Source organism: uncultured Ruminococcus sp. (genome assembly GCF_934476685.1).
Lineage (GTDB): Bacteria > Bacillota > Clostridia > Oscillospirales > Ruminococcaceae > Hominimerdicola.
On sequence record NZ_CAKSNX010000007.1, the window covers coordinates 1 to 12,631 of the forward strand.

The following is a 12,631-nucleotide window of genomic DNA, read 5'->3' on the forward strand; positions in this document are numbered from 1 at the left end:
CCATTTTATTTTCCTCCTTTTTTCTATTATACCACGGCTAAATGTTTTCTGTCTAATTTATTATAGACGATACAACTGACCTTGAAGAAAAAATCGCCCGTGAGGAAATACAAACACAAATACTGACCAAAGAGCAAGTTAAGTTCTGGCTGAAGAATATGGAAAAGCTGGACTTGGCAAGCACTGATAATCGTCAGAGAATAATAAATACGTTCGTCAATTCAATCTATGTCTTTGAGGATAGATTTGAAGTCAACTTCAATTGCCGAGAGGGATTTGAGAAAATCCCTCTCGATAATGAACGGTTTGTTTCTCCAATAGAGATATCGGGGGAGCCAATCAGCATCTGTTGTCTTATGATGACAGGTGCTTTTTTTGTTATACCCATAAAAATGGACAGCAAAGTCTGCTGTCCGAAAGTATTATTTATATCAATTTCAATGTATTTATAGGAAAATGTTAGCGTAGCCGAAATATCATATGTATTTATTTTTCTATCTTATCAATTCTTTAGGAATCAGAGAATAATCATACATTACCTCTGAATGATTATCACGGACAAGTTTTTTTTCAATGATCTTTCCTGTTTTTTTATCAGTAGTTATTTTGTATATTTTGGATATTCTGTAATATTTATCTCCGTCTTTGTGAAAATGGTGGTTTTCTTCTGCAAGATTATAGTTGTATGGAGCGGGGACTTCACTTCTCAACTGACAATAAAGTTTATCGTCTTTGCACCACGCAAGAAGCTGAACATTATGGTCTGTATTATTTTTAAATCTGTAATCAATATAATTATAGTAAACAGAAGTGCCTGAACTGAACGGAACTCTTTTGCCTTCATCAGGAGCAAGAGCATCTGAATGGCTGTGAAATTCAGTTACTTCTAGAGGACTGTGTAGAATCAGACGGTGAATTGTATTGCCAAGATTGCAAAGTCCTCCTCCAAGACCCGGCGTAAGTTTGTTGCCTGATATTATACGTCCGTCAAGATAACCTTTTTTCTTAGTGATCTTTCCCACGGTTCGCCAAAATGAAAATGTTTCTCCGGGGCGAATAATTATTCCATTTATTTTTGCTGAAGCAAGTTTTATATTTACAGCTTTGTTTTCCTGAAGTACAGGGTCGATTCCTTTTCCTCTTTTTATCAATCCTGAACTTTGACTTGCAATAATGTTAGGAAGTTTTTTCTTTGATTTCGTGTCTGCAAATCTTATGCCGTTTTTTATATCTTTCAGATCGTGCAAGAACATTTCTTTGGCTTCTGAAATAGCATATGTAAGTGGGCATATTTCACAGAAAAGTTTTCGCTGCTTTTTTTGCGTCATGTTTTTGTTGCTCCTCTCTTTGTATATATCTCCAAGTCGATTGTAATATTTGTTGCTCTTTTTCCACAATTCTAGTATAAGATACTCAGCATATCTTCTTTTGCCTATTCTTTTTTCTTCTTTTAGTTTTATGAATTTGACAAGAATACTTGCAATTCCGCTTCTGTTTGCACCTAAAATGTCAGTAAATATCTGATCTCCGATAAAGACTGTCTGTTCCTTTTTTATCCCCATCATATCAACAGCTTTAAGATAGCCCTGAGTATTCGGTTTGTCTGCATCACATATATACATGGTGTCAATGTTTCTGATAAAACGTTTGACCCTGTTTTCTTTGTTGTTTGTAAGCAGCACGGTTTTTAGACCGGCACGATGTATTTCTTTGAAAAGTTCATCTACTTCATGGGTGGAATCATCACCATGATGCACCAGTGTATTGTCTATATCAAAAATTATCCCTCTGAATCCCTTATTATACAACTTGTTGTAATCAATGAAAAAAACGCTGTCTGCATACTCATATGGATAAAACTGACTAATCATTTTTATCGCCTGCCTTACCGGTCATGTAATCACAAACTTTGTCTATCTGTTCACAGAAACTTCCGTTGAATTTGTTTTCAAAAAAAGCTCCGCCGATGGTAAATGCTTTTGGGGATATTTCCTTAAGTTCATCAAGTCGTTGAAAGCTGTTTACACTGCCTGCTATACATACGGGTGCATCAATTTCAGAAACAAATCTTTTGTTAAGTTCAAAAGCATCTCCTGTAAATCTGTACCCTAAAAGGTCAAAGCCATATACACCTTTTTCAAGATATGTTTTTGCTTCGCTGATCATTCCATCGATAGTTCCGTCAAGTATGGATGGACGCTCTGAAAGTCTGCCCACAAACGGCATGTATTTAATACCGTTTTCCTTGCAAAAATCATTGACTGAATCAGAATATACTGTTCCCATAAGAATGTCACAGCCACATTCAGCTGCCATGTGTGCACCCTCAAGACATTTGTCCTGAGTATATGCCACCACTTCAAGAACAGTTTTTTTACCACATTTTTTCATGTATGAATATAATTCCTTCATTTGCTCAAGTGGCAGAGGTTCTTCTTTGAATCCCCAGTATTCGGCTTTGGAATTTTTGCATTGACGGAAAATTTCAGCAGCGTTTTTAACTGTCTGATCATTGTGGGTAAGCATAACGATCAAAAAAGGTGTTTCATTCATAATTTTTACTTCCTTTTCGTAATATTAAAATATAATTTTTCAGGTAAATGTATGCACATAATAACTGTGTGATTTTGCTTATTCATTATTTTGTGATCAAACTGCAATATGATGTTATTTTCATATTTATCTATTAAAAAAATATTACAATATAATTCTACCACATTCGCTATTAATTGTCAAACATAAATGAACAAACTTTTTCTGTTTCTGCTACTTCTTACACGGTAATTTAGTATGAACAAAATACATAACGAAAACAAACAGCTCCGACAATTACTCAAAATAATTGTCGGAGCTGCTATTTTATATAAGAAAATCAATGTTATTCAACAGTGTAAGTTTTGGTAACTGTTCCTGTAAGATTTCCCTTGCCTGTGAGTGTGACGGTAACTTTCTTTTTGTCAGCTGAGGTCGTGTAGTTTACAGTGTAGTTGCCGCTGTAAACTGAGGTCGAACCTATTTTTACGGCTGCTGTTGGCTTATATTCGTTAGCTGAGTTCTTTGTAAGCTCAACTGTGCAGTCGGAAATATCTTTTGGATTGATCTTGAAAGTCTTTGTAACTGTACCTTTGAGGTTTTTCTTTCCTGTGAGGGTAATTGTTGCCATGCCTGCGGAAAGGTTGTTGCTGTATGCGATTGTGTAATTTCCGCTGTACATTTCTGTTCCGTTGCAGTATACCTTTACAGACGGCTTTATTCTAGTGCCTGTAAAATCATATGATTGCGCATCTAACTCAACTGTGCAGTTGTTAATTGAACGCTGAACGATATCGAAGGTTTTGGTAACAGTCCCCTTGTAATTTCCCTTGCCTGTTATGGTTATTGTTGCTGTGCCGACGGAAAGGTTATTTGTATAGGTGGCTGTATAATCTGTACCTGCTTTCAGAGTTGTTTCTCCGTACTTAACGGTGAGAACAGGTTTTATTCTTGTGCCACGGAAATACTGGGTTGCTGTTGGAAGTGACATTGTGCATGAAGAAATATCTTTATAGGCATAGTGGATAGTTGCATTTTCGAGAGGATCATTGCCCCAGTCAATTATCGCTATATTTGCCCAATCTGATTCTGATCCATTATAGAAAACGTCTGTTAAGTTATTGCAATTAAAAAATGTACTATCTCCAATACTTTTTACGCTGTTGGGAATAGTTATACTTTTAAGGTTAGAGCAATAATAAAAAACACTATCTTCAATACGTGTTATGCTATCTGGAATAATTATGCTTGTAAGACTTTTACAATCATAGAACGCATAATGTTCAATACTTGTTACGCTGTTTGGAATAGTTATATTTGCAAGACTTAAGCAGCTTTCAAATGCATATGAACCAATGCTTTTTACGTTGTCTGGAATAGTTATGCTAATGAGTTTTTGGCAATAGTTAAATGCCTCATCACCAATACGTGTAACGCTGTTTGGGATAGTGTATGTTGTTCTTTCATTACCGCTGGGGCAGCGTATAAGTTCTGTTTTTTCATTATTAAACAGCACTCCGTCTATTGATGTATAGTTTTTATTGTCGGGATCAACATTTATATCATTTAAATTATAACAATAAGAAAACGCAGTGTTATCAATGATTGCAACGCTGTCTGGGATAGTTAGGCTTGTAAGGCCTGAACAATTTTCAAATGCATAATAACCAATACTTATAACGCTGTTTGGAATAGTTATACTTGTAAGATTCTCGCAACAGTTAAATGCCATACTATCGATTTTTGTAACACTGTCTGGGATAGAGTATGTTGTTTTTTTATAACCGGCAGGGCAGCATATAAGTGTTGTTTTTTCCTTATTGAACAACACTCCATCTATTGATGTATAATACTTATTATCAGGATCAACAGTTAAATTATGTAATTTATAACAATAAGAAAACGCACCCTCTCCAATGCTTGTGACACTGTTTGGAATAGTTATACCTGTAAGGTTTATGCAGCCACTAAATGCATTGCTATAAATGCTTGTGACACTATCTGGAATAGTTATACTTGTAATGTTGAAACAATCATAAAACGCAGAATCTCCAATGCAGGTTACTTCCTTACCGTCAATGGTGCTTGGAATAGTAATATTTTCACTATCACCATTATAAGCAGTTATCATAACATTTCCGTCATCCATTATTTCATATTCATAGTCCTCATAAGTTTCCGCACTTGCTGAAACCGCCAGTTTATCTGCTATGCAGCCGTCGTTTTCAACTGCGGGGATAGAGAATGCTGCGAATGTGAGAGTGAATGCTAATGCTGTTGCCAATAATTTCTTCATCTTATACCTCCTAAATATTTTGTCAGTACCACACAGTTTCATGCGGTCCTGCATATTAGTATTTTAACATAAATACTCAATTTGTCAATATAATTTTAAGAATATTATCGATAATTAGAAAATTTATTGACATACCTTTGTTTACAGATTATAATATTTATAAATCAACACAAAATGCTGATGATGTTGTTCAGTTTTCGGTCAGCCTCCTGTATAATAAAGACATAAAATAAAAGGAGGCTATCAGCCATGAACACAGATAAAATTTACGCAGAACAGCTTGCAAATGAATATGCACCAAAGGATACCTCAAAGGTAGTCGCACTAAAAAAACTTGACGCAAAAGCAAAGCTCCCCGCAACAGTTTTCACTTACACTTTCGGCATTATTACCGCTTTGATTTTTGGAACAGGAATGTGCCTTGCAATGGGACAGATAGGATCGCAAACTGTTGGTTCATTTGTGCTTGGCATCATTATTGGTATTATAGGTATGATCGGTATGGGAGTAAATCTTCCCATATACAAAAAGCTTCTTGCAAAGGGCAAGCAGAAATATGCTTTTGAGATCATCGAGCTTGCAAAAGAGATAAGCGAGAAATAACCTATGGAAAAAGCGAAGAGGATCTTCTTTAAGCTTTTATATCCGCCGCAGTGGGTGATGTTCACTGCTCCTGTTGTAAGCTATGGCGCATTGATCTACATTTTTGTTTCGCAGAAAACAGAAAATGTGCCTGCATATATCGTATATTGCTTGTCTGCATATTCACTGGTTATCTTGTCGGTTTCAGCTCCGAGGATATGCAGACAGCTGAAAGCTGCGGTAAAAAACAACGGGGCAGTCAGAAAGATCAAAGATACGAAATTTGGAAACAGGTATTTTAATGACCTCTCATTTCGTGGCAGCGTCAGCATTTATCAGGGTATGACGGTGAATTTCCTGTATGTTATCTTCCGTATAGCCGCAGGCATACGCTATGCGTCGGTGTGGTTCATTTCAATGGCGGCATACTATCTTGTGCTTGGGATACTGCGGGCGTATCTTATATTTTCTTACCGCAGAAAAAGCGACAAGAAAATATGCTACCGCCGCACAGCATGGCTTTTGTTCCTGCTGAATATCCCTATGGGTGGAATGATACTGCAGATGATAAAGATGAACTCAGGTTTTTATTATCCTGGCTATATTATCTATCTGTCTGCAATGTACACATTCTATACCATGATATTGTCTGTCATAAATCTGGTAAAATTCCGTAAGCTTGGCGACCCTGTTTTGTCAGCCGCAAAGGTGTTGAATTTCATTTCCGCAATGATGTCTATCCTCGGTCTGCAAACGGCAATGATAGCACATTTTTCAAAGAACGGGGAAAGTTACAGAAAGCTGATGAATACGCTCACAGGCGGGATAGTGTATTTCATCGTTATAGTTATTGCAGTATATATGCTGCTGCACAGCCGAAAAATCAAAGCAGAGGGTGAGTTATCTTGAATAAGTCAGAAAGCAAATATTTCAATACCGCAGAACGTATGGATAAGGCATTGCTTGAACTGCTTGAAAAGAAAGACTTTTCATACATAACCGTAAAAGAGATCTGCGAGAAAGCGGAAGTGAACCGTTCGACTTTCTATCTGCATTATGAAACCATAGGCGACCTGCTGGAAGAAAGCATTGACTATATCCAGAAGAAGTTTTTGTCAAGTTTTCAGGGCAAGCAGAGTGTTATGCCCAAAATTCAAGATTGCTCGCATAAGGAGCTTATGTGGATAACCCCAGATTATCTCCGCCCGTATCTGCAGTTTATAAAGGATTATCAGCAGCTTTACCGTGCGGCGATGGAGCGCCCCGCTGTATTTCATTCAGACAGAACATATCAGAAGATGTTCCTGCATATTTTTGATCCAGTGCTGGAGCGTTTTGATGTTCCAGTTGCTGAAAGACGTTATATTATGGTATTCTATTTAAAAGGTATCTCAGGCATTATAGGGGAATGGCTGAAAGAAGGCTGTAAAGATCCTATTGAGCAGATAATAACTATTATTCAAAAAAATGTTCCAAGAAAAAGCATTAAGCAGGAGGAAATATGAAAGCAGCTATTTATTGCGGAAAAGAAAGTATTGAGATAAGAAAACTGCCTGTTCCGCAGACAGGCGATAATGATGTGCTGATACAAAATATATATTCAAGTATCTGCGGCACAGATACGGCTGTGTATATGCACGGACCCAACACAGGTCATAAAATAACCGTAGGCGGAGAGTTCGGACATGAAACAGTTTCAAGAGTAGTTGAGGTAGGAAAGAACGTTAAGGATTTTTCAGTAGGCGAACGTGTTTATCCATATCCGCTGTTTGCAAAAAACGATACAAAATGTGCAGGCACTATCGGGGGATTTTCGGAATATATACTTATCCCGAACGCAAAGCGTGACCATTCGCTGTATTCAGTTGATGAACGTATTTCAGATAAACTTGCAAGCCTTACAGAGCCTTTTACAGTAGGCTGCCGTGCGGCAAGACGTGGAATGATACCTTGTGGAAAAGGTAAGTATGTTGAAGGTCAGTCTGCGGTGGTTTTCGGTTGCGGTACGATAGGTATTGCCGCAGCAGCTGCATTTTCACATTTCGGTATGAAAAAGGTAATGATATGCGACCATTCCGATTTCCGTCTTGGAATAGCTGAAAAGCTTGGTTTTGCAGTATGTAACACAGCGGTTGAAAACTTTGAGGAAAAAGCAAAGGACTATTTCGGAACGGCTCGCTCGCTGGGCGGTGAAACAGCTGATATAGATTGCTGGCTTGATGCAGCAGGTGCGGAGAATATATTGAATGATTTTCTGAAATACGGAAAATTTGAGAGCAGGTTTGTGTCCGTTGCCGTAAACAATGTTCCACGCACAATAGATCTTCTTCATATGACATATGCTCAGCAGAGCATAATCGGTTCAGGCGGATATATGCCTGAGGACGTGAGAGATGTGCAGGAGATAATGTCTTGCGGTAAGTGGGATTTTGAAAGCATCATCACTCATGAATTCACCCTTGACGAGCTTGATACTGCAATTCGTACAGCGGCAGATGTTGATAAGGCTCTGAATGTTGTAATAAAAATGAGAAAATAAGAGAATAATATATTGCAAAAATAAGAGGCAGCTGCGGCTGTCTTTTATTTTTTACGTTCGTTTACATTAGAAATAACTATTGAAATATAATAATGATAGAAATTAATAATAAAAATTATAAATAACTATTGAAATTCCATATTTAATGTGCTATAATATATCTGCAATAATAAAATGTATGGCGAAAAGCCACAATGCATTTCAAAAAATTCAGGAGGAAGAAATTATGGAAAGAAAAGTTGTTTTGATCACAGGCGGCGCAATGGGTCAGGGTAAGGCTCATGCATTAAAGTTTGCTGAGAATGGTTTTGACGTTGTTCTTGCTGATATGCAGGACCCTGAGGGCGAAGTTTTCAGCGCTACTGTCAAGGAACTGGAAAATGTGGGTGCAAAGGTCCTTGCCGTTAAGTGCAACGTGACATCAGACAGCGATATGGAGGCTCTCTTTGAGAAGGCTTGGAACACTTTCGGCAGAATTGACGTTGTTGTCGCAAATGCAGGCGTAATAAACTTCGGCTATACATGGGAGCTTACCGATGAGCAGGTACAGAAGGTCATCGACATCGACCTTATCGGCACATGGAGAACAGATAAGTATGCCGCTATCTATATGAGAAAGCAGGGCTTCGGTCGTATAATCAATATCTCTTCAACTTCGGGTATGTACGGTACACCAAAGCTTGCTACATACTGTATGGCAAAATGGGGCGTAAGAGGTCTTACAAAAACTCTTGCTCAGGAGCTTAAGGGTACAGGTATCGTTGTAAACACAGTATGCCCGACAAAGGTAAAGACACCAATGTGTGAAAATGAAAGCTATGTTGAGTTTATCAATGACCTCACAGGCAGCCACTTTAAGAACTGGCAGGAGATGTACGATTCTGTTCCGTTCCTTGATGTTGAGGATATTTCCGATATGGTATTCTGGCTCGGTACAAGCCGTGCGGCAGGAAAGTTCAGCGGAAGAGATCTCGGTCTTGACCTCGGCACACTTCAGCAGTAAGTTCGGAGGAAAAAGGATATGAAAGTAACAAAAGCAACAAGATGGCGTGTTTTCGCAGGTGTGTGGATACAGAGCCTTTTCACTTCCGCAACAGCTTATTTCAGCCTGTTTGCTCTTCCGCTCACAAACCATTTCGGCTGGAGCCAGTCTGATTTCAGTATGGCTTACACTATTTATATGTTCATTTATTGCCTTATGGGATTTGCAGGCGGTCTGCTTGCTGAAAAGCTTAAACCTATGACAGCTATCTATATCGGTCTTGTGTTCTTCTCAGCAGGCTGGTTCCTGACCGGTTTTGCGTCAAGCATACCACAGCTCTATATATTCTACGGAGTCCTTGCAGGTGCAGGCGCAGGTACTATTTACCCTGCTTGTCTGCCTACTGCTCTTAAATGGTTCCCTGACAAGAGCGGTTCTATTTCAGGACTTGTTCAGGCAGGCGCTTCCTGCGGCCCATTCATTATGTCGCCTATCGCTCAGATGCTTATCGATAATTACGGCGCACAGACAGCCTGCAAGATACTTGCCGTTGTATTCCTTATCGGAATAGGTGCAGTCGCATGGATGATAGTTCCTTGTCCGGATGGCTGGCTGCCGGAAGGCTGGGTACCTGATGAGGCTCAGAAGAAGGTACTCAACACAAAGAATTACAATATCCCTGAAATGGTAAAGACACCTGTTTTCTGGGTGCTTGTAATAATGTTCATTTTCGCAAATGCGGCAGGCACAATGATGGTCAGCGCAACTTCTCCTATTGCACAAAATCAGATAGGTCAGAGTGCAATGACGGCGGCTCTCTGCGTAAGTATTATGACCCTTGCAAATATGATCGGCCGTATCGGCTTCGGCTTTATCTATGATAAACTCAAAAGCTGGAATTCGCTTATGCTGGTGCTTCTTATAAACGGTATCTCAATGATAATGCTCACAATGGCAAAATCTCTCCCTTACTTTATTATCTGCATATGCCTTGTAGGATTTTCATTCGGCGGTCTGCTTGTAGTATTTGCCCCTATCGTAAAGAACGTATTCGGCAGCAAGTTCTATAACCGCAACTACGGACTTATTTTCATAGGCTATGGTATCGGCGCATTTGTCGGACCTAAGATAAGCGCAACATTCTATGACAAGACAGGTTCTTATGTTTCGGGTTATATCGGCTCTGCAATACTTGCGGCACTGGCTATCGTGCTTGTATTTGCGGCTAAAAAGCTCGTTGCAAAAATGCAGGAAAACAACTGATACATTGATAAAGCATCGTTTTGAAAACGGTGCTTTATTTGATAGTAAACTGTAAAGGCAATACCGCATAACTATCGCCTAAAACAAATAATTTATATTATTGGATAGATTTTTTTGATTATCTATGCTATAATACATAGATGAAATCTATTTTGAAAGGAAAGACCTGTGCGTTTTTCTGCACAGGCAGATTAAAATTATGAATTTAGATCATCTCAGATATTTTGTCAGACTTGCAGAGGTTCGCCATTATACACGGGCGGCGGAACAGCTTGGCATATCTCAGCCTAGCCTCAGCCATGCGATCAATCAGATAGAGGCTGAACTGGGCGTACCGCTTTTTGAAAAATCGGGAAGGAATACTACTCTTACACGTTTTGGTGAGGAATTTCTTGAATGTGCCGAACATTCTCTCAGCATACTTGACGCAGGCATCGAAACACTTCAGCGTTACGGCAGGGGAGAGGGCGTAGTCAGGCTTGGATTCCTCAGAACGCTTGGGATAAACTATATACCTCAGCTTACTTCGGATTTTCTCAAGGCTGATCCCGACTGTAATGTTCAGTTCAGCTTTCACAGTGGACTTTCCTCAGAACTGCTGGAGGATCTTATACAGCGTAAATACGATTTCGTGTTCTGTTCAGAGCCTGATCCTGCATTGGGATTGAACGCAGTAGCAGTGGATTCGCAGGAACTTGTGGTCATAGTACCGAAAGATCACCCGCTTGCAGAGCGTGAAAGCATAAGTCTTGCGGAAACTCTGCCGTATCCTGCGGTTTGCTTTGCTGAGGGTTCGGGACTGAGAAAAATAGTTGACCGTATGTATGACGCTGTTGGCGGAAAGCCTGCGTCTGTTGTGGAAACGGAGGAGGACGAAGTAATAGCAGGACTTGTGTCGTCTGGTTTCGGTACGGCAGTAGTTCCGTATATGGATATGTTGGAAAAGCTGGAAGTGTCGGTGCTTAAAATTACCGATCCCCCATATTCAAGAAACTTTTTTATGGTGCAGAATGATGCGGCATTCCTTACATCTGCCGCACAGCGTTTCCGCAGCTTTGTACTGGGACGGACATTTTCAAATAAGTGATATTGGAGGAAAATTATGAACGGACTGGTTCTTCTGGTGACTTATAAAACTAAGAATGGTATGGGTGAAAAGTTTATTGAAGAAGTAAGATCAGCGGGTATTATGGAAAAAATACAGGCTGAGGACGGCTTTGTAAAGTATGATTACTATTTGAGCGCAGCCGACCCGAATGAGATACTTCTTGTGGAAGAGTGGAGCAGCGAAGAACAGCAGCAAGCTCATCTGCTCACCGCCCATATGGGGGAGCTTAAATCAATAAAAGAAAAATATGTGACCGACACAGCTGTCAGAAAGATAATGCTTTAACGGCTGTGCTGTCATAAGTTCTGAAAGGTCTTGTATAGATAATGGAAAAAGCTGAAAGAAAAACTTTGTTCAGAGGAGAGGCGGCACTTGCACTTGCCGTTGTTATAAACAGCTTCGGAGTTGTCCTGATGCTGTATTCAGGTGCAGGAATATCCGCTATTTCAAGCGTGCCGTATGCATTTTCAGAAGTGCTGCCGAAACTTTCCCTCGGCACATGGACATACATATTTCAAGGTTTACTTGTCCTTACGCTGATGATAATGCGGCGCAAATTTGTTCCTGCATATTTATTTAGCTTTGCAGTAGGCTTTGTATTCAGCGAACTGCTTGATCTTTATGAAATGTGGATAAAGGTGCTGCCCTATACGCTGATTATGAGAGTGATATATTTTATTATCAGCTATCTTGTGATATGCGTCGGAATAGCGCTTTCAAACCGCTGCGGACTGCCGATAATCCCAACGGATCTGTTTCCGAGAGAACTGTCGGATATAACTGGCGTAAAATATTCAAGAATAAAAATAGGCTTTGATCTGACCTGCCTTGCCGTTACAGGCGGACTGACCTTTTTGTGTCTCGGACATATAAAAGGACTTGGAATAGGAACTGTCCTTGCGGCTTTTACAATGGGAAAAGGCATAGCATTGGTAGGAGATCTGATCGACAGAAAATTTGTGTTCGAGAATTTTATATCATTAAGAAACAAAGCGCAGGCAGAAAGCTGAATAGCTTTTTGATCTCGAATATACTATTATAAGATATAAAAATACCACAGCATTTTTATAATGCCGTGGTATTTTTTGAGTTGTTTGGTGTTTTTAGTTTTTACACAAGCTTTTTAAAGCCGAGATAAGAGTTTAGAAAAGTGGGTTTGGTGGGACTGGCGACCAAAGGCCGTGCCTATGCAAACTTTGAAAACTGAGATAGGGACTTAACCAAAGTTTAGTGTAAGCTGGCGACCACAGGTCGCCCCTACGGAAACATTGAGAAAAAATCCTCATTAAACCTCACCAAAGTAGGTTTAAGTAAAAGTCATATCTCAGT

Annotated in this window: 12 protein-coding genes; 9 read left to right on the forward strand and 3 right to left on the reverse strand. The window is 39.5% G+C overall.

The genetic code is table 11. The features are described from left to right. Positions 1 to 494: 494 nt before the first annotated feature. The 3 genes from Q0E19_RS08015 to Q0E19_RS08025 all read right to left on the reverse strand — a co-directional run bounded on the left by Q0E19_RS08015 (position 495) and on the right by Q0E19_RS08025 (position 4,828). A complete protein-coding gene (locus Q0E19_RS08015) occupies positions 495 to 1,871 on the reverse strand; it encodes a YqeG family HAD IIIA-type phosphatase (RefSeq protein WP_294408696.1) in 1,377 nt (458 codons plus the stop codon). Beyond that, entirely contained in the window at positions 1,864 to 2,553 is a 690-nt protein-coding gene (locus tag Q0E19_RS08020) for a hypothetical protein (protein WP_294408697.1), read from the reverse strand. Before Q0E19_RS08020 ends, Q0E19_RS08015 begins: the two co-directional genes overlap by 8 nt. Before the next feature lie 325 nt (positions 2,554 to 2,878). Continuing rightward, entirely contained in the window at positions 2,879 to 4,828 is a 1,950-nt protein-coding gene (locus tag Q0E19_RS08025) for a leucine-rich repeat domain-containing protein (RefSeq protein WP_294408698.1), read from the reverse strand. 249 nt (positions 4,829 to 5,077) lie between these two features. Between Q0E19_RS08025 and Q0E19_RS08030 the strand changes: the two genes are divergently transcribed. The 9 genes from Q0E19_RS08030 (at position 5,078) to Q0E19_RS08070 (ending at position 12,312) form a co-directional block, all read left to right on the forward strand. Further along, positions 5,078 to 5,431: a dihydropteridine reductase gene (locus tag Q0E19_RS08030; protein ID WP_294408699.1), complete on the forward strand. Its 354-nt coding sequence runs from the start codon at positions 5,078 to 5,080 to the stop codon at positions 5,429 to 5,431. Between the two features lie 3 nt (positions 5,432 to 5,434). After that, the gene (locus Q0E19_RS08035; protein ID WP_294408700.1) at positions 5,435 to 6,319 is read left to right on the forward strand and encodes a hypothetical protein; all 885 of its coding nucleotides are present in this window, start codon (positions 5,435 to 5,437) and stop codon (positions 6,317 to 6,319) included. After that, positions 6,316 to 6,915, forward strand: a complete 600-nt coding sequence (locus tag Q0E19_RS08040) for a TetR-like C-terminal domain-containing protein (protein WP_294408701.1) — start codon at positions 6,316 to 6,318, stop codon at positions 6,913 to 6,915. The genes Q0E19_RS08035 and Q0E19_RS08040 overlap by 4 nt, the downstream gene beginning before the upstream one ends. Then, complete coding sequence (locus Q0E19_RS08045; protein WP_294408702.1) at positions 6,912 to 7,949, forward strand: alcohol dehydrogenase catalytic domain-containing protein; 1,038 nt, start codon at positions 6,912 to 6,914, stop codon at positions 7,947 to 7,949. The genes Q0E19_RS08040 and Q0E19_RS08045 overlap by 4 nt, the downstream gene beginning before the upstream one ends. 226 nt (positions 7,950 to 8,175) lie before the next feature. After that, positions 8,176 to 8,952 carry an SDR family NAD(P)-dependent oxidoreductase gene (locus tag Q0E19_RS08050; protein ID WP_294408704.1) on the forward strand — a complete coding sequence of 259 codons (777 nt, stop codon included), beginning with the start codon at positions 8,176 to 8,178 and terminating at the stop codon, positions 8,950 to 8,952. Positions 8,953 to 8,970: 18 nt separating this feature from the next. Then, positions 8,971 to 10,194 (forward strand): OFA family MFS transporter, encoded by a 1,224-nt coding sequence (locus Q0E19_RS08055; RefSeq protein WP_294408706.1) that lies wholly within the window; start codon positions 8,971 to 8,973, stop codon positions 10,192 to 10,194. 199 nt (positions 10,195 to 10,393) lie between these two features. Continuing rightward, entirely contained in the window at positions 10,394 to 11,281 is an 888-nt protein-coding gene (locus Q0E19_RS08060; RefSeq protein ID WP_294408707.1) for a LysR family transcriptional regulator, read from the forward strand. Between the two features lie 15 nt (positions 11,282 to 11,296). Continuing rightward, positions 11,297 to 11,587, forward strand: coding sequence for an antibiotic biosynthesis monooxygenase family protein (locus Q0E19_RS08065; protein ID WP_294408708.1), 291 nt, complete (start codon positions 11,297 to 11,299; stop codon positions 11,585 to 11,587). Positions 11,588 to 11,628: 41 nt separating this feature from the next. Then, positions 11,629 to 12,312 (forward strand): DUF6198 family protein, encoded by a 684-nt coding sequence (locus Q0E19_RS08070; RefSeq protein ID WP_294408709.1) that lies wholly within the window; start codon positions 11,629 to 11,631, stop codon positions 12,310 to 12,312. Positions 12,313 to 12,631: the final 319 nt, after the last annotated feature.